Source organism: Thermoplasmatales archaeon, from assembly GCA_014361195.1.
GTDB lineage: Archaea > Thermoplasmatota > E2 > UBA202 > JdFR-43 > JACIWB01.
On record JACIWA010000001.1, the window covers coordinates 168,350 to 184,810 of the forward strand.

The following is a 16,461-nucleotide window of genomic DNA, read 5'->3' on the forward strand; positions in this document are numbered from 1 at the left end:
TATTTCCTAAGTTTATACATTATAATGAGAGTTTTAGTTATTGGTGGAGGGGCAAGAGAGCACGCTATCTGCTATGCTTTGAAAAAAAGTGATGCGGAAATCTATTCTTTTATGAAAAACTCTAACCCTGGAATAAAAAGAATTGCAAAGGATTACATCCTTCATAATGAATGCGATGCGGAGAAAGTTGTTTCATATGCTCTTTCAAAAAACATTGAACTTGCAATAGTTGGGCCCGAGGCCCCCTTGCAGGAAGGAGTAACAAACTCACTCCTCAACAATGGAATTCCAACCGCATCCCCCTCTAGGGAGGCGGCGGAAATAGAAACAGATAAAGAGTTCATGAGAAAATTGATGAAGAAATATAGAATAAAGGGGAGTGTTAAATTTGATGCATTTTCTGATGCAAAATCCGCAGAAGAATTTATAGAGAAATTGAATGGAAATGTTGCAATAAAACCAGTTGGACTTACTGGGGGGAAAGGTGTAAAGGTTTATGGCTCACATTTTAGCAATGCAATTGAGGCAATAGAATATGCAAAAGAAGTTATATCTAAAAAGATAGGTGGTAAAAGCAGAGTTTTAATAGAGGAAAGAGTAGTTGGTGAAGAATTCACACTTCAAGCTTTCTGTGATGGCAAAAATATTTTTCCAATGCCAGTTGTACAAGATTATAAAAGGCTTTTGCCCAACGATGAAGGACCAAATACTGGAGGAATGGGCTCAATTTCATCAAAAGATTTCATACTCCCATTTATGGAAAGAGATGAATATGAAGAAGCTTGCTCGATTTTGCAGAAAATAATTGAGGCATTAAAAAAAGAGGGAAGGGAATACAGAGGAGTTATTTATGGGCAGTTTATGCTAACATTTGATGGAGTTAAAGTTATTGAAATAAATGCAAGATTTGGTGATCCAGAAGCAATGAATGTTCTATCAATTTTGAGGACAGATTTTCTTGATATATGCGATGCAATGGCAAATGGAAATTTGAGAAATAGCATGGTTGGATTTCATGAAAAGAGCACTGTATGCAAATATATTGTGCCTTGTGGCTATGGCTACGAACCTCTTGAAAATAAAGAAATAGAAGTCGATGAAAAGAAAATAGGCGAGGAAGGAGGAAAAATTTTTTATGCTTCTGTAAATGAAAAAAATGGAAAAATATATACTACAAAATCCCGTGCCCTAGCAATCCTTGGAATAGCGGATGAAATATATGAGGCGGAGGAGATATGTGATAGATGTCTTAAATATGTAAAAGGTGATATTTTTGTAAGGCATGATATAGGAAAAAAAGAAACGCTTGAAAAAAAGATGATGAAGATGAGGTTGCTCCGTGGTTAAATGATTCATCTCTATTTAGTTGGTACCGCTGGCTCCGGCAAAAGCACTCTAGCAAATGCATTCAATGAGTGGTGCCACCGCCAGGGATATGATTCGATAGTGGTTAATCTTGATCCTGGGGTGATAAAAATTCCTTACTCTCCAGAGATTGATATAAGAGAATGGATTTCTCTGGAAGAGGTTATGAAAAAATATGACCTTGGACCAAATGGAGCACAAATATTATGTGCGGATATGCTTGCTTTAAATGTTAAAGAAATTGAAGAAAGGCTTTCCGAATATAGAGCGGATTATGTAATTTTTGATACTCCTGGCCAAATGGAACTTTTTGTTTTCAGAAGCTCTGGAAAAATAATTATTGATCAACTTGGAAAAGATAAATCAATGCTTGCTTTTTTAATAGACCCAGCCCTTGCCACAACTCCCGCAAATCTAATATCCCAGCTGATGCTTTCCGCAGCAGCTCAATTTAGGCTCGGTCTTCCAACGGTAAATATTCTTACCAAAATAGATATTGTTGAAAAAGAAACACTAGAAATTATAGAGGAGTGGGGCAGAAATCCAGAAAGGCTTGAAAATGACCTAATGTTTTATTCTCCTTCACTGCATACTCAGATGAGCGAGGGAATAATGAAGGTTATAAGAGATATGCAGGCACATACCACCCTTATACCAATTTCATCTGAAACATGGGAAGGAATGGAAGATCTATATGCGAGTATTCAGGACATTTTTTCTGGAGGAGAAGATCTTGAAAGGAAATAATTATTCTGGAAGCTTAAACTTGCTGAAAGCATTTGAAGCCATTTCTATGTAATTTTTGTTCTCTTCATACCATTCTTCCCATTTATCCAATTTTGAGCGAACCTTTTCATATTCATTGCTCAGCTCTTCATATTTCTTATAAAGCTTTGCAAGTCTTTCCTGTTCTTTCTTATAAAGCATTTCAATTTCCCTGCTTTTTTCCTTATACTTTGTCAATTCTTTCAATGGCTCAAGCTCCTTTATTTTTTCCCTCAGCTCCTCCACTTCCTTTTTATATGGTACATAACTTCTTAGCTCCGCTATTTCTTTCTCCATTGAAGATTTTCTTTCCTTTTCAGCCATTAATTCCTTCTTCAATCTTTCAATTTCCCTGTTTTTTTCTTCAATTTCTTTCAAAGCTCTCTCAAGCCTATCTCTATCCTCCTTAAGCTCTTTCATTTCTTCTATTTTTTCCTCAAGCTCGGATATCTTTCTATCTCTTTCTTTTATCCCCCCTTCTTTTTCCATCATTCTTTCTTCAATAGAATTAATTTCGTCCTCTTGCCTTTTATATGCATCCCATAGCTTTTCAAGCCTCATCCTTTCTTTTTCCAGCTCATTTTTATATCTCTCCGCCTCCTGTAGGGCGGCGAGAGCTCTTTCTTCCGCATTTTCGACTTTCTTTTTCATTGAGGTAATGCTTTCTTTTACTCTGTTAAGTCTGTCGGAGGAAATTATTTTTTTAAGTTTTTCTAGCACTTCTCTTTCCTTATAGGGGCTCTTTAAAACCGCATCTATCTCTTCAACTATTTTATCAAAATCTTCCTTAAATTTATCAATTCTGTATATTTCTTCCATTAATAAGAATGAATTTTTGGCTATTTAACATTTTTGAATTGCCTAAAGACCAATTTATTTATATATCAATAGTATTACCGCTTAATGGCAGAAAAAAAGAAAAAAGATAAGACATGGTATTGGCTAATTAGTCCGCAAATGTTTGGTAAAGCAAGGATTGTAGAAACACCTTCCGACAGCCCTGAAAATCTTTATGGAAGGACTGTAGAAGTTTCTATGCAAGAGCTGACTGGAGATTTTTCGAGAGCTCATCTGAAGTTAATTTTTAAGGTAAAGGAAGTGAGTGGGCTTGAAGCATATACTGACTTTATAGGCCATACAACGACTACAGATTATGTAAAAAGAATATCAAGGAGGCACAGAGCAAAAATAGATGGAGTTTTTGATGTTACAACAAAAGATGGGAAGAGAATAAGAGTAAAGCCTTCTGCATATGCCCTAAAAAGACTTCAGACTTCGCAGAAAAGTGCTATAAGAAAGATAATGAAAGAAATTATTGAAACAATGGCAAAGACAAATACTTTCGATGATTTCATAAAATTGATGCTTGAGGGAGAAATGTCAAAGCAGATATATAAATTATCAAAGATAATATATCCAATCAAAAGAGTTGAGATCCATAAATCTGAACTGCTTGAAGGAATAGAAGTTGAGGCAAAGGGAGAGGAAGAAGAAACGGAGGAAAAAAAGGAAGAAGAATTAGAGAAGACAGAAGTAGAAAAAGAAGAAGAGGCTGAAGCGAGTTAACTCAAATTATTGGCTCAAATTAATTCCATTATTTCTTCCTTTAATTTATCTATACCCTCACCACTTTTGCAAGAAATTTTAATATAATCTGTTTTCCCACCGCTCAAATCAACTTTATTTTCAACAACTATAATGCGCACATTGAACATATTTTTTATTTCTTCAAGAAGATTAATTTGATTCTCAAGAGGATAGCCACAATGCAGTGAGGCATCTAAAACAAAAATCACCGCTTTCGGCAAATATTTAAGTGCAACTATTGCCTGCTTCTCTATTTCATTTCTCTTTTCAATGGGGCGATCGAGCAGGCCTGGGGCTTCAACTATCTGAATTTTCCTATCTTCATAACCATTGCTAATATATAAATGACCAACAATTAGCCCTTTTGTTGTAAAGGGGTAAGGAGCGATTTCCGGCTTTGCGGTGGAAAGAAGAGATAAAATTGAGGATTTTCCAACATTTGGATAGCCCGCTATTACTATGGTTGGTGTATCTGTGGAGATTGATGGTATCTTAGAAATTTTTACTCTCGCATTCTCAAGAAATTTCAAATTCTCATCAATTTGATCTAGCAAAGAGGAAATTCTTCCATATAAACTGATAACAATTTTTCTTGCATCCTCTCCTTTCTTTATTTTCTTTATTGCATCCTTTGATATAATCAATATTTTCTTTCTCGTCCACTCAACAGATGAAAGAGATTTTTTCAATTTATCTATTCCTATAACTAAATCCAGTAATTCATAATAAAAAGGATGCAAATTATCAAAACTTGGAAAATCTCTTACATATCTTTTAAGATTATCATTTAAAATTTCCCTCAATTCTTCAATTTTCTCTAACCCTTTTTTCTTTTTTGCTTTTCTAAAAGCCTTCTCAATGAGCTGTTTCGCATTTAATATCTTTCCTATTTTCCACACACGATATATAGCAGAAGAAATATAAAAGATGTTGCAAAGTAAAATATTTATGGGAAAATATTATCTTATGGAAAAGTTTGCGGTAATTGCTTTACTTGTGTTGCTTGCTCCGGTGGCTTGCGGGAATGTTTTTTATGTTGGCGAGGGGTGGGATTATAAAAAAATTCAGCCCGCTATAGATGATGCAAATTTTTATGACACGATCATAGTTTATCCTGGATTTTACACTGAAAATATCACAATAAACAAATCAATTTATTTAGAGGGAAGGGATGCGATCATAAGTGGTGGAATCAAAATATTTGCAAATGATATAAACTTATCTGGATTTTTGATAAATGGCTCCTATTTTGCCATAGAAATAAAAGGTAATAGAAATGTGATAAAGAATTGCAGCATAATATTTTCAAATTCTTATGGAATAAAAATAGAAGGGAAAAATAACATGATTGAAGGAAATAAAATTTTTAAAAACAATTTTGGGATATATCTGTATTTTTTCTCTGAAAACAATACAATAAGGAATAATGAAATATACAGAAATAATTGCGGGATTTATGTCTGGAAGGGAATCGGGAATGCTTTTATTGGAAATATAATAAGGAATAATTTAGAAGGTATAAAAATTGAAGGAGGGGAAAACAACTTTTTGAATAAGAACAATATTTCTGAAAATAGCAAGGGAATTTATCTATGCTGTAATGCAAAAGATAATTTAATTTTTGAAAATAATTTTATTGGAAATTTAATGCATGTTTATTGCTATGCGGATAAAAATATATGGAATTTGAGCAACGGAAATTATTGGGATAATTTAAGTGGTGATATATTTTTTATAGATGAAAAAAATATTGATTATTCTCCCTCTAAATCTCCTTATGATATTGAAAACCTTTCCTCTAAAATTTATATTTTTTATCCAGAAGAAAATGCGAGTGTTAGTGGAAAAATAGTTATTCAAGGAATGGTTGAAAAAGAAGGAAAAGTAAGGATAAGAATTGATGATGGACCATGGGAAAATGCAACTGGAACTTTTCTATGGTATTATGAGCTAGACACAAAAAATTTGAGAGATGGAAAACATGAAATATATGTTGAATTTGAAGGAAATGTAATGGCTAGAACAGTATATTTTAAAAATAAAAAATCAATTCCATCTTTTGATGTTGCTTTACTCATTTTAGTTTTTTTGTTTATTTTAAAAAATAGAAAAAAATATCTATAAAAATCTCATTAAACCCATGGAAGGATTTATAATTTCAGATAAAATAAGGAAGACAATTTTTCTTGAAATTGCTTCTGGAGAAAAATCAATAACAAGGATAGCAAAAAAGAATAGAATAATTGAAAATATAGCAAAAAATGCTTTAAATGAGTTGATTGAGAAAGGGATTGTTGAAGAAAAAAATGGAGAATATACTTTAACTGATGAAGGAATTAAATTATATGGAAAGCTTAAGGGAAAAAATTTAGTAGAATGAAGGGAATTGTTTGCAGTGGAAAGGGAGAAGGGAAGAAATACATTTCAATTCCTGAATACAAAAAGCAAATAGAGGAAAAATTCAATTTTTCTCCATATGAAGGAACCCTAAATTTAGAAGTAAGCAAAGAATTATTTAATGACCTGAAAATTATTGAAGGAATAAAAATTCATGGCTTTAGGAAAGGAAAAAAATCTTTTGGCGGGGTAAAATGCTTTCCCATTAAAATCGCCCGCATGGAATGCGCCATGCTGATGCCGGAAAGAAGCAAGCATAGGAATGTTGTAGAGGTAGTGTGCAATGAAAGGCTTAGAAATGGATTAAAAGATGGGGATGAAATATTTTTTTATTTCGAGCCTTTTTTGAAGAAAGGCATGGATGCAATTTTTTTTGCTCTTCCAAATGAAGGTAAGGAAGAAGGAAAAGTTACCATATATTATGATTCACCTTTTGAAGAGGGAAGGAGGGATTTATGCTATGAAAAAAATTTTCCCGATACATATTTGAAAAGGTTTATAGCAAGAGATACTGCATCTATAATATTTGAAGGAGATGGAAAAGAAGAGCATTCCAAGCTATTTGAATGGATCAGAAGGAAAAATTATTCAATTATCTCTCCCTTAAGAAAAATAAAATATAGCCAACTTAATGAATGGCAAATTGAAGTAAAGATAAAGAAGGAATGATTGAGGGCAAAATTAATTTTTCATTCCCCTACCAAAACATATTTTTAAATCCTCAATATACACATTCATGGAAAGAATATTCATAGGAGTTGCATGGCCTTATGCAAATGGCTCCCTGCATCTAGGAACACTTGCGGGATGCTTGCTTCCAGGAGATATTTTTGCTCGCCATCATAGAATGAAAGGGAATGAAGTGCTTATGGTTTCTGGAAGTGATGAGCATGGCACACCAATAACAATAACCGCTGAAAAAGAAGGAAAGCATCCGAAAGAGATTGTTGATAAATATCATGAAGAGCATTTGAAGAATATAGAGGATTTTGGAATATTTTTTGAGAATTTTTCAAGAACAAGCAATGGATTTCATAAAGAAGTTGTTAAAAAATTTTTCCTGAATTTATATGAAAAAAATTATATCTACAAGAAAAAAATTCTTGCTTTATATTGTGAGAATTGCAATAGATTTTTACCAGATAGATATGTTGAAGGAGTATGTCCATATTGTAATGGGAGGGCAAGAGGAGATCAATGCATTGATTGCGGAAAAACACTCGATGCAATTGAAATAATTCAGCCTGTTTGCAAAATTTGTGGCAAAGCACCTGTTAAAAAGGAGACTGAGCATTTCTTTTTTAAAATATCAGAATTTGAGAAAAAATTGCTCGAATGGCTTGAGGAAAAAAATTGGTGGCGCAGCAACGTTATAAACTTTACAATGAATTTCATAAGATCAGGTCTTAAGGATAGAGCAATAACTCGAGATTTAACCTGGGGAGTAGAGGTGCCGATAGAAGGATATGAAAACAAAAGAATATATGTATGGTTTGAAGCGGTAATTGGCTATCTCTCCGCATCAATGGAGTGGGCAGAAAAAATAGGAAAAAAAGAAGAATGGAAAAAGTGGTGGGAGGGAGATGCAAAGCATTATTATTTTCTTGCAAAGGATAACATACCCTTCCATACAATCATATGGCCCGCGATGCTGATGGCGCATGGCGGACTTAATTTGCCATATGATGTGCCCGCAAATGAATATTTAACCTTATCTGGAGAGCATTTTTCTAAATCAAGAGGGATAGGTATATGGCTTCCTGATATAGTTAGCAGATTTAATGTTGATTCTGTTCGCTACTATCTTTCTGTGAATATGCCAGAGAAACATGATACAAACTGGCAGTGGGAGGATTTTGTTGCAAAGAATAACAATGAGCTGGTTGGAATTTATGGAAACTTCATCCATCGGGTTGTTTCATTTGCCTATAAAAATTTTGGAAAAGTTACTAAATATAAGAAAGAGGGTAAAATCGATGAAATAGCTCTTGAAGAAGTTAGAAAAAATTTTATTGAAATGGGAGAGATGATTGAAAAATGCAATTTCAAGGAAGGAATAAAAAAACTGATGAGAATTGCTCAGATAGGAAATCAATATATAAATTCTTCAGAGCCATGGAGATATCTTAAAGAGGATAAAGAGAGGTGTGAGAGCATTATACATGTTTGCTTAAGAATTGTAAAAACTATTGCAATTGCATCCGCTCCATATATGCCAAAAACTGCAGAGAAAATATGGAAAATGCTTGGATATAAGGATAGTGTTCATGACCATAAATGGGAAGAAGCTTTAGATGAAATAGATGAAAATGAATTGCCTTCGCCATACCCTCTTTTCAGCAAAATAGAATTAAGCGATATAATTGAGGAACCATTTTCAAAATTTGATTTGAGGGTTGCAAAAATAATTAGCGTTGAAGAACATCCAAATGCAGATAAGCTTTATATAATTGAGCTTGATGTCGGAGAAATCGGGAAAAGGAAGATTGTTGCGGGAATAAAGCCATGGTATAAAAAAGAGAGGATATTGAATAAAAAAATAGTATATCTTGCAAACTTGAAGGAGGCAAAGATAAGAGGAATAACATCCAGAGGCATGCTCCTTGCCGCAGATGAAGGAGGCAGGCCATTTATCTTGCTTGCAAAAGCAAAAGAGGGAAGCGATGTTTTCATTGATGGAATAAAAAAAGAGGCTAAAGAAGAGATAGATTATGAAGAATTTTCAAAGGTTAGAATGCTTTCAAAAAATGGAAAGGTTGAATACAATGGAAAAACACTTAAAGATAAGGAAGGGGAAATAGAAATTGATGGGAATGTTAAAGATGGTTGTGTAATAAGATGAAATTCGATATGCATATTCATACAATTTATTCTCCTGATGGAAATGAAAATCCAAAAGATATTATTAAATATTTAAAGAAGAAAGGACTGGATGGAATGGCAATCGTGGATCATAACACTCTTCAGGGAGCAAAAAATGCAATTAAAATTTCTGAGAATTTTCTTGTTATTCCTGGGATGGAAATAAAAACAAGAAAGGGCCATATACTTGCGATTGGAATAGAAGAAGAAATAAATGGAAAAGAAGATATTATAGAAGAAGTAAATGAAAAAGGAGGGATAGCAATTATTGCCCACCCTTTTAGATTTTCAAGAATAAGGATTAATGCGAATGGAATAGAAGTAATGAATGGAAGAAATTTTCCTCACCAAAATAAAAAAGCAATTGAATATGCAAATAAAAAGAATATTCCTTTTACCGCTGGGAGTGATGGCCACTATTTATGGGAAATGGGCAAAATATATATTGAAATGGATGCGGAAAAAGTTGATGATGCAATTGAGGAAATAATGAAAAGAAGGGTTAAAGTAGTAGGAGAAAATAATTTTTTTAATCCATTTAAATGCAAAATTTATTCTTTTTCATCGTTTGTAAAGAGGGGGTTTAAGAGAGTGAGTTAGCCTTACTTAAAAACTTCTCCCGTTTCTTTGCACCATAAAAGCAAATCAAGATGGGCAACAGGAATTGAAACTTTTTTTGAAAATTCTATCATTTTCTCCTCTATTTCAATATACTTTTTTGGAGACAAAGATTTAGGAATTTCATCTATAACTCCAAGATTTTTCAAATTTTTTAATATATGCCTGTCAAGAATTGCAAGATCAAGAGCCAATCCTATATTCCTCAAAAAATGGCTTGCTTCCTTATAACCAATTCCTTTTATATTTTTAACAATATATTCTCTTGCCTCCATTGATGGCATATTTCTTATTTTTTCAATTATTCTGTCAAAATTTTCCATCGCATTGATAATATATTTTGCTTTTTTATTTTTAAATCTTATTTTCTTTAGCTCCTCCCTTATTTCCTCTTCCTTCATCAATTTTTTTCCTAAAATATTTTCAACCGCACACCAGCAAAACCTTGCTTTTGATTGAGGTGTAAGGATGCAAAATAGGAGCTCCGCAAGCATCTCTTCTTTGCTCTTCTCTTTTTTAAAATCATCTATCCTTCTCTCTATCTCTTCTTTTCTTTCCTCATATAAAATCCTTATTTCACTGAGTAAATTTTCTTGTAATACTCCCATCTCTCATCAATCCATTTCTTTATTTTTTCAACATCCTCGCTTTTAAGATGTGCAAATCTTCCCTGCATCTTCAGCCATTCTTCAATTGGCTTCCTTTCCTTACCTTCAAGAATTTTCTTGCTTTCAAGATTAAATTCAATTTTTCCATCAATGGCTTCATAAAGAACCCATGCTCCTGTCTCCACCGCAAGCCTTGCCATCTCAACTGTTTTGCTCATATCAAATCTCCATCCTGGTGGGCAAGGAGCTAAAATTTCTATATATCTCGGCCCATTAACTTCTTTTGCTCTCTTCATTTTTCTATATAAATCTTCTGGATATGCAATTGTTGAAGTTGCAACATAGGAAATGCGATGTGCCATCACAATTTCCGCGAAATTTTTCTCATTCTCTTTTTTTCCGCTCCATGTTGTTGTTGTCCATGCTCCATATGGCGTAGCCCCGCTTCTCTGGATGCCGGTATTTGAATACATCTGATTGTTATAGCAAACATAAATGAAATTAGTTTGCCTCTCAAGCGCTCCAGATAATGCCTGCAGGCCAATGTCATATGTGCCACCATCCCCCGCCCACACAACTGGTATAATATCTTCCCTGCCAAGCACCTTCAGTGAAGATGCAATCCCGCTGGCAGCAGCAGCACTTGCCTCAAATGCAATGTTTAGGGTAGGAATTGCAAAGGATGTTTTTGGATAGAGGGCTTGAATGACAGCACTGCAGGAAGCGGGCACAACAAATATAACTTTTTTTCCAAGAGCCTTTAATGCAATGCGAAGGGCAATTGTAATTGGACAGCCAGGACATGCTGCATGCCCTTTAAGTATATATTCTTCTTTTGGTAAATCTTTTATTGCCATCAGCTCACCTCAAATGGATAAAAACCTTCCTTCCCTTTCTTTGCAAGCTCATAAATTCTTTCAATATCTTTATAGCTAACATCCATCCCTCCTATTCCCGCTATAAAACCATAAGCATCTTTTACTCTTCCCTTAATTTCATTGTATACTATTCCTCCCAGTCCAGGAGAAATAGCTCTTTCAATTACAATTATCTTATCATATTTTAACTTTTCAAAAGGCATTGGGCGATGTGTCCTCAAATTTACTACACCTACTTTTTCTCCTTTACTGCGAAGCCTGTCAACCGCAAATTTTGCTTCACTTGCTATAGATGCCATCGAAAGAATTACATAATCCGCATCATCGCATTTATATTCTTCAACTAGCCCGTAGTAGCGACCGAATTTTTTCCCCCATTCCTCACCCACTTCTTCAATAACCTTTTTTGCATTTTCCATTGAAATCATCATATCATGCCTTACCTTTGCATAGTTAAATGGCTCGATTATATTTCCATGAGTTATTGGCTCTTCAACACTTATTTTCCAGGCTGGCTTAAAAGGAGGTAAAAAATCATCTATTTCTTTTTGAGAAGGAACTTCAACAGGCATTGATGTATGACTCAATATAAATCCATCATAGCAGATCATCGCGGGCAACATAACTTCCTGGCTCTCAGCAATTTTATACGCCTGTATAATTGTATCAAAAACCTCTTGATTTGAAGAACAGTAAAAATGTAACCATCCTGTATCACGCTGTGCCATTGAATCATTTGCATCACTCCATATATTCCAACCAGGCCCCACCGCCCTATTAACATTTACCATCACAACCGGCAGGCGAGCCAGGCCCGCCCAATGAAGCATCTCATGCATTAAAAGCAGGCCATGAGATGATGTTGCGGTAAAAGTTCTTATCCCGCATGCTTCTGCTGCAATGCAAGCGGTCATTGCGGAATGCTCTGATTCAACTCTTATGAATTCCGCATCGAGCTCTCCTTTTTCAACATATTCCGCAAGCCTTTCAACAATTGTTGTCTGAGGTGTTATAGGATATGCAGCTATAACTTTTGGTTTCGCCATCTTTACTGCGAGAGCTGAAATATGATTTGCGGTATCTATAAAAATCATTTTCCCTCCCTCTCCATTGAAATTGCCTTAACAGGACATTCATTTGAGCATATTCCACATCCCTTGCAATAGTCATAGTCAATAACTGGAAAATCATCAATTTCTATAGCACAATCCGGACAAAAAATCCAGCATCGATAGCATTTTATGCATTTCTCCGCATTTACAACTGGCCTAAACACGCGCCATGTGCCGGTTTTTCCCATTGCACCTTCAGTTGGATAAGATATTGATGTTTTCATATCTTCACCTTCATATTTTCACCCTTTCATATGCGGATTTTACCGCATTTATGTTATTTTGAGCCAATTTTTCAGGAAATCTTTCTTTTATTGCCTCACACAAAGCTTCTATTTTCACTCCATCAATAAGCTTTATGAGTGCTCCAACTATTGGAGTATTTACAACGGGTATTCCTCCAACCAAAATTTTATTCTCTATTGCAATGCTTGTTGCATCAACTGTGGCAACTCTAAAAGAATAAGAAAAATCTCTGGGGCTACGATTGCTATTGAGCAGAATAACTCCATCTTTTTTCAGCCCTGCTGTCACATCAATTACATCAGTTATGCCCATATCAAGAACAACAACAATATCCGGCTCTTTTATTTCGCTCCTCAAAAAAATTTCCCCTTCGCTTATCCTCGCAAAGGCCTTAACTGGCGCCCCCCTCCTTTCCGCCCCGAAAAATGGGAAAGCTTGCACACCTCTGTTTCCGCTTTTCAAGGCGGCGCTTGCGAGAAGATTTGCTGCAGTAACCGCTCCCTGTCCGCCTCTTCCATAAAATATTATTTCCTTCAGCATTTTGGTAATGTATTGCATTTCAATTAAAAAGTTTTTCCTAAGAGAGTTTGCCAACCTTGATGAATTGGCTTTTAATTTTTAGCACTTCAACAAATCATCCCTTAAACGGGGTATTATATTCACTGCCCCAGCATCTTGCATCTTGAGAGAAATAAAGGTTAAAATTTTAATATTAGAAAAGTATATCCATCCGATGAAGCTGAATCCTGCACCTCTTGGGCTTGCTGCATTTGCACTGACAACATTCCTGCTATCGATACATAATCTTGGCTTTATTGAAGGAAGCATTGTTATTTCATTAGCCATATTTTATGGAGGATTGGCTCAATTCTGCGCAGGAATGCTCTCTTTTAAAGCGGAGAATAATTTTGCGGGGACCGCCTTTTCCTCATATGGTGCATTCTGGCTTGCTTTCGGGCTTGCTGAATTGCTTAAAGGTTATGGAATTGTTAGCTTTACCGCTAAAGAAACAGGATTAATGCTTATTGCATGGGGGATATTTACCTTCTATATGTGGATTCCTTCATTGAAAATAGGAAAAGCTATTTCTCTTGTTTTCCTTACCTTATGGCTTACTTTCTTTGCCTTAGGATTTGCATCTCTTCTTTCATCCAGCCATAAGATAGGAGGGGCTATTGGTATAATTTGCTCAATCCTTGCATGGTATGTTTCTGCGGGTGAGCTGATAAATGAGTTTTATGGGAAGAAGGTAATTCTATAATGAAGATAAATTATTCCTGTGTTCCCTGCCTTTTAAACAGGGTTCTTTTTGAAGCAAAGCTTGTAATCAAGGAGGAGGAAAAAATTCATTATTTAATGAAAAAAGTGCTTGAGAAATTTTCGGAAATATATGATGAGAAGAGAAGTTCAGCGGAAATTGCAACAGAAATACATGCTCTTGCTTATGAATTAATAGGAAATAAAGATCCTTATAAAAATTTAAAAGAAGAGAGCAATAGAATAGCTTTATCACTTCTTCCAAAAGCAAAGGAAATTATTGAAAATAGTGAAAATAAGCTTGAAAAAGCAATAATATGCTCGATAGCAGCAAACTCTATAGATTTTGGAATAGAAGGTAGTGCAAGCTCGCCGGATGAGCTCTTTTTAAAATTTGAAGAATATGTGAATGAAGGACTTTATATAAATGATTTTGAAAAGATGAAAAAATATCTTAAAGGAGAAATTCTGTATTTTACAGATAATTGCGGGGAGATAGTTTTTGATAAAATTGTGTGCGAATTGCTAAAAGAATATAATGTAAATATCTCTCTTGTATGCAAGAAGTATCCAATATTAACAGATGCAACCCATGAAGATGCAATAAAAATTGGATTTCAAGATATTGTAGATGAAATATTAACAACAGGAAAATTTTCTGTTGGAGTAGATTTTTCTGGAATAAGTGAAAAATTGAAAAGGAAATTGAAAGAAGCATCTCTTATAATATGCAAGGGAATGGCAAATTTTGAATCATTTTCAGAGACAAAATATAAGCCAATAGCATATTTGATGAGAGTTAAATGCAATCCAATAGCAAAAAGCATTGGAGCAAAGAAATCAAAAAATATTTTAAAAATATATGAATAAAAAAAGAGGGATTAAGGATAAGTATTTAAGGATATCCACCTACTTTTAAGCTTGGATCTCCTAGCAAAACCCACTCTTCAACTGTCTTGCAGTCAATTGCATCCTTCATTGGATTACGAACTGTTATATAGTCCAATATTGCGGTTCCCCATGCCTCGCCAAGCATATCTTTTCCCTTCGCTCCATATGCATTGAAGAATCTATCTTCTATGAATCCACCGAAGTATTCCACTTCATCAGGTATTCCATTTTTGTTATCATCATATCCTCCTCCATGGCCGTATCCTAAGCCAGTGTTGCCAAATGTTGCTATTGCCCCCTTATTTGCCATCTTTACAAGATGCCAGCTGAAGCATTCATAAGTTGGCTGATATGTCCATGGATTTTGTAGGTCATCAAGTAAACTTATGTTAAATTCACTGTTATGACAACCACCTATTACTACAATCGGCTGTTTTTCTCCATTGCTGAGTAAATCCATATTATAAGTCATAAGACCATTTACCCACGGTCCTTCTCCATTCTTGAAATGAGTTGCCCATGCAGTTGGGCTTCCATGGCCATCCATTGCAACAAAGCCGAATCCACCGCTAAAAGTTTTTATCACATTTACCCATGCAAACTTTCCAGCAAAATAATTTGGTTCAACATATCCATATGTAAGAGTTCCATCAGATACATACAAACTTGTTTTTTCAAATCTGTTTGCCATATACTTTTCATAGAACCATGATGTTGAGACCTCTCCTTCAAAAAAGTCATTTCCTCCAAAAGTATCTCCTCCAATCAAAAGCATTTTTCTGAACCAACCCTGACCATATGCATTATTTTCATAGTTAATTATCTTATCAATCACATTTTTTAGCTCTTTCAAGCTCCGGCAGGCGAGCCTGCCGACATAAACATCTGGAGCCAAATCCAGTTTATCTTTTCCATATTTGAATGACCATGCTCCAAAAATTCCATCTCCATTCGTATCCCATGAAGAAAATGATCCATTCGCATCATAAATGTCCGCAAAGTATAAATCACTTAAATAGCCAAATTCCGCCCGGTCATCAAGTGCAGCATATCTTACAGGGCAGTACCATAGAGCATCGTTGCTTGTTGTTGCTCCATCCATTCCCCAATTTCCTGTTAGATAAGATCTCTTGCCTCCTACAAGCATTACATACTTTATTCCATATTCTTCAAGAACATCTTTTATGAAGTACTTCACTTTTTCTGCACCATCCCTTCCTTCATAACTTGAATAAATGTTTTCAACTTTCTCTGAAATTACTCTAAGCCCTTTCTCCTCTTTGTGCTGAATTAGCCTTGCTATTTCACTTTCCCACTCAGATGGATATATTATAAGTAAATCTTTTTGGGCTTCAAAATTTTCTTTTTCCTGCAAATTATATTCAATTTTTATTTCAAAATCCTTTGCTATCTCAACCATGTTTTCTTTTGCAATATGCCTTACTGGATATAAATATAGGGCAACGATCGTTGATAGCTTTCCTTCATAAAGCCCTCCATATTCATTAATGCTATACCATGTTTCTGGATATATTTCATAGCTTTCCCCATCTCCTTCATATCTTATGTCCTTTCCATAAGCTATGGCAGGTGGAGCTAAAATTATGCTTGCTTTCTTTTTCTCCACCATTTTTGGAGAACATTCTATGCTAACTTTTGTTCCAAGAGGGAAGACATATAATTTTACATAGTATGGCAACATTGGTTTTCCTGGGGATGAAGTATAATAAGCTTCACTATATGCTTCACCATATATCTCCGCATAGCCAACGCTTTCGATATTTTTATTGATTTTTCTGTTATCAACGCTTGCTCCACTCAAAAGAAGAATTGTTGTAACTATTCCCGCTATAATTATTTTCCTCATTTTATCAC

18 protein-coding genes are annotated in these 16,461 nt (G+C 34.7%); 10 read left to right on the forward strand and 8 right to left on the reverse strand.

All coding sequences use genetic code 11. The features are described 5' to 3' along the window. Nucleotides 1–24 precede the first annotated feature (24 nt). Nucleotides 25–1,347, forward strand: coding sequence for a phosphoribosylamine--glycine ligase (purD, locus tag H5T44_00760; GenBank protein MBC7080775.1), 1,323 nt, complete (start codon nucleotides 25–27; stop codon nucleotides 1,345–1,347). Then, nucleotides 1,348–2,112, forward strand: a complete 765-nt coding sequence (locus tag H5T44_00765; GenBank protein MBC7080776.1) for an ATP/GTP-binding protein — start codon at nucleotides 1,348–1,350, stop codon at nucleotides 2,110–2,112. On the opposite strand, the gene H5T44_00770 is transcribed toward H5T44_00765, so the two are convergent. Beyond that, nucleotides 2,113–2,949, reverse strand: a complete 837-nt coding sequence (locus H5T44_00770) for a hypothetical protein (protein MBC7080777.1) — start codon at nucleotides 2,947–2,949, stop codon at nucleotides 2,113–2,115. A gap of 84 nt (nucleotides 2,950–3,033) precedes the next feature. On the opposite strand from H5T44_00770, the gene H5T44_00775 reads away from it, so the two are divergent. Continuing rightward, a complete protein-coding gene (locus H5T44_00775; protein ID MBC7080778.1) occupies nucleotides 3,034–3,696 on the forward strand; it encodes a 30S ribosomal protein S3ae in 663 nt (220 codons plus the stop codon). A 14-nt stretch (nucleotides 3,697–3,710) separates the two neighbouring features. Here H5T44_00775 and H5T44_00780 read toward each other — a convergent pair whose 3' ends face one another. Then, entirely contained in the window at nucleotides 3,711–4,616 is a 906-nt protein-coding gene (locus tag H5T44_00780; GenBank protein ID MBC7080779.1) for a 50S ribosome-binding GTPase, read from the reverse strand. Between the two features lie 49 nt (nucleotides 4,617–4,665). On the opposite strand from H5T44_00780, the gene H5T44_00785 reads away from it, so the two are divergent. The 5 genes from H5T44_00785 to H5T44_00805 all read left to right on the forward strand — a co-directional run bounded on the left by H5T44_00785 (nucleotide 4,666) and on the right by H5T44_00805 (nucleotide 9,576). Then, nucleotides 4,666–5,841, forward strand: coding sequence for a right-handed parallel beta-helix repeat-containing protein (locus tag H5T44_00785; protein ID MBC7080780.1), 1,176 nt, complete (start codon nucleotides 4,666–4,668; stop codon nucleotides 5,839–5,841). 16 nt (nucleotides 5,842–5,857) lie between these two features. After that, nucleotides 5,858–6,097, forward strand: a complete 240-nt coding sequence (locus tag H5T44_00790) for a hypothetical protein (protein ID MBC7080781.1) — start codon at nucleotides 5,858–5,860, stop codon at nucleotides 6,095–6,097. Next, nucleotides 6,094–6,783 carry a CTP-dependent riboflavin kinase gene (locus H5T44_00795; GenBank protein ID MBC7080782.1) on the forward strand — a complete coding sequence of 230 codons (690 nt, stop codon included), beginning with the start codon at nucleotides 6,094–6,096 and terminating at the stop codon, nucleotides 6,781–6,783. The genes H5T44_00790 and H5T44_00795 overlap by 4 nt, the downstream gene beginning before the upstream one ends. A gap of 67 nt (nucleotides 6,784–6,850) precedes the next feature. After that, the gene (gene metG / locus H5T44_00800; protein MBC7080783.1) at nucleotides 6,851–8,956 is read left to right on the forward strand and encodes a methionine--tRNA ligase; all 2,106 of its coding nucleotides are present in this window, start codon (nucleotides 6,851–6,853) and stop codon (nucleotides 8,954–8,956) included. Continuing rightward, nucleotides 8,953–9,576, forward strand: a complete 624-nt coding sequence (locus tag H5T44_00805; GenBank protein ID MBC7080784.1) for a PHP domain-containing protein — start codon at nucleotides 8,953–8,955, stop codon at nucleotides 9,574–9,576. Before metG ends, H5T44_00805 begins: the two co-directional genes overlap by 4 nt. Nucleotides 9,577–9,578: 2 nt before the next feature. Here H5T44_00805 and H5T44_00810 read toward each other — a convergent pair whose 3' ends face one another. The 5 genes from H5T44_00810 to H5T44_00830 are packed head-to-tail and all read right to left on the reverse strand — an operon-like array spanning nucleotide 9,579 to nucleotide 12,975. Next, nucleotides 9,579–10,202 (reverse strand): N-glycosylase/DNA lyase, encoded by a 624-nt coding sequence (locus H5T44_00810; GenBank protein MBC7080785.1) that lies wholly within the window; start codon nucleotides 10,200–10,202, stop codon nucleotides 9,579–9,581. Then, entirely contained in the window at nucleotides 10,166–11,059 is an 894-nt protein-coding gene (locus H5T44_00815; protein MBC7080786.1) for a 3-methyl-2-oxobutanoate dehydrogenase subunit beta, read from the reverse strand. Before H5T44_00815 ends, H5T44_00810 begins: the two co-directional genes overlap by 37 nt. Beyond that, a complete protein-coding gene (gene porA / locus H5T44_00820; GenBank protein ID MBC7080787.1) occupies nucleotides 11,059–12,174 on the reverse strand; it encodes a pyruvate ferredoxin oxidoreductase in 1,116 nt (371 codons plus the stop codon). Before porA ends, H5T44_00815 begins: the two co-directional genes overlap by 1 nt. Beyond that, nucleotides 12,171–12,416 (reverse strand): 4Fe-4S binding protein, encoded by a 246-nt coding sequence (locus H5T44_00825; protein ID MBC7080788.1) that lies wholly within the window; start codon nucleotides 12,414–12,416, stop codon nucleotides 12,171–12,173. The genes porA and H5T44_00825 overlap by 4 nt, the downstream gene beginning before the upstream one ends. 10 nt (nucleotides 12,417–12,426) lie before the next feature. Then, nucleotides 12,427–12,975, reverse strand: coding sequence for a 2-oxoacid:acceptor oxidoreductase family protein (locus H5T44_00830; GenBank protein ID MBC7080789.1), 549 nt, complete (start codon nucleotides 12,973–12,975; stop codon nucleotides 12,427–12,429). Between the two features lie 196 nt (nucleotides 12,976–13,171). Between H5T44_00830 and H5T44_00835 the strand changes: the two genes are divergently transcribed. Both H5T44_00835 and H5T44_00840 read left to right on the forward strand, forming a co-directional pair. Next, nucleotides 13,172–13,699, forward strand: a complete 528-nt coding sequence (locus H5T44_00835; GenBank protein MBC7080790.1) for an acetate uptake transporter — start codon at nucleotides 13,172–13,174, stop codon at nucleotides 13,697–13,699. After that, on the forward strand, nucleotides 13,699–14,565 hold the full coding sequence (locus tag H5T44_00840) for a DUF89 family protein (protein MBC7080791.1): 867 nt from the start codon (nucleotides 13,699–13,701) through the stop codon (nucleotides 14,563–14,565). The genes H5T44_00835 and H5T44_00840 overlap by 1 nt, the downstream gene beginning before the upstream one ends. 25 nt (nucleotides 14,566–14,590) lie before the next feature. Here H5T44_00840 and H5T44_00845 read toward each other — a convergent pair whose 3' ends face one another. Beyond that, nucleotides 14,591–16,453, reverse strand: coding sequence for a hypothetical protein (locus H5T44_00845; protein MBC7080792.1), 1,863 nt, complete (start codon nucleotides 16,451–16,453; stop codon nucleotides 14,591–14,593). Nucleotides 16,454–16,461 lie beyond the last annotated feature (8 nt).

What these genes read in the sequence shown, in the direction of transcription:
- purD (MBC7080775.1), top strand. Translation starts at nt 25, where the DNA reads ATGAGAGTTTTAGTTATTGGTGGAGGGGCAAGAGAGCACGCTATCTGC.
- H5T44_00765 (MBC7080776.1), top strand. Translation starts at nt 1,348, where the DNA reads ATGATTCATCTCTATTTAGTTGGTACCGCTGGCTCCGGCAAAAGCACT.
- H5T44_00770 (MBC7080777.1), bottom strand. Translation starts at nt 2,949, where the DNA reads ATGGAAGAAATATACAGAATTGATAAATTTAAGGAAGATTTTGATAAA.
- H5T44_00775 (MBC7080778.1), top strand. Translation starts at nt 3,034, where the DNA reads ATGGCAGAAAAAAAGAAAAAAGATAAGACATGGTATTGGCTAATTAGT.
- H5T44_00785 (MBC7080780.1), top strand. Translation starts at nt 4,666, where the DNA reads ATGGGAAAATATTATCTTATGGAAAAGTTTGCGGTAATTGCTTTACTT.
- H5T44_00790 (MBC7080781.1), top strand. Translation starts at nt 5,858, where the DNA reads ATGGAAGGATTTATAATTTCAGATAAAATAAGGAAGACAATTTTTCTT.
- H5T44_00795 (MBC7080782.1), top strand. Translation starts at nt 6,094, where the DNA reads ATGAAGGGAATTGTTTGCAGTGGAAAGGGAGAAGGGAAGAAATACATT.
- metG (MBC7080783.1), top strand. Translation starts at nt 6,851, where the DNA reads ATGGAAAGAATATTCATAGGAGTTGCATGGCCTTATGCAAATGGCTCC.
- H5T44_00805 (MBC7080784.1), top strand. Translation starts at nt 8,953, where the DNA reads ATGAAATTCGATATGCATATTCATACAATTTATTCTCCTGATGGAAAT.
- H5T44_00810 (MBC7080785.1), bottom strand. Translation starts at nt 10,202, where the DNA reads ATGGGAGTATTACAAGAAAATTTACTCAGTGAAATAAGGATTTTATAT.
- H5T44_00815 (MBC7080786.1), bottom strand. Translation starts at nt 11,059, where the DNA reads ATGGCAATAAAAGATTTACCAAAAGAAGAATATATACTTAAAGGGCAT.
- porA (MBC7080787.1), bottom strand. Translation starts at nt 12,174, where the DNA reads ATGATTTTTATAGATACCGCAAATCATATTTCAGCTCTCGCAGTAAAG.
- H5T44_00825 (MBC7080788.1), bottom strand. Translation starts at nt 12,416, where the DNA reads ATGAAAACATCAATATCTTATCCAACTGAAGGTGCAATGGGAAAAACC.
- H5T44_00835 (MBC7080790.1), top strand. Translation starts at nt 13,172, where the DNA reads ATGAAGCTGAATCCTGCACCTCTTGGGCTTGCTGCATTTGCACTGACA.
- H5T44_00840 (MBC7080791.1), top strand. Translation starts at nt 13,699, where the DNA reads ATGAAGATAAATTATTCCTGTGTTCCCTGCCTTTTAAACAGGGTTCTT.
- H5T44_00845 (MBC7080792.1), bottom strand. Translation starts at nt 16,453, where the DNA reads ATGAGGAAAATAATTATAGCGGGAATAGTTACAACAATTCTTCTTTTG.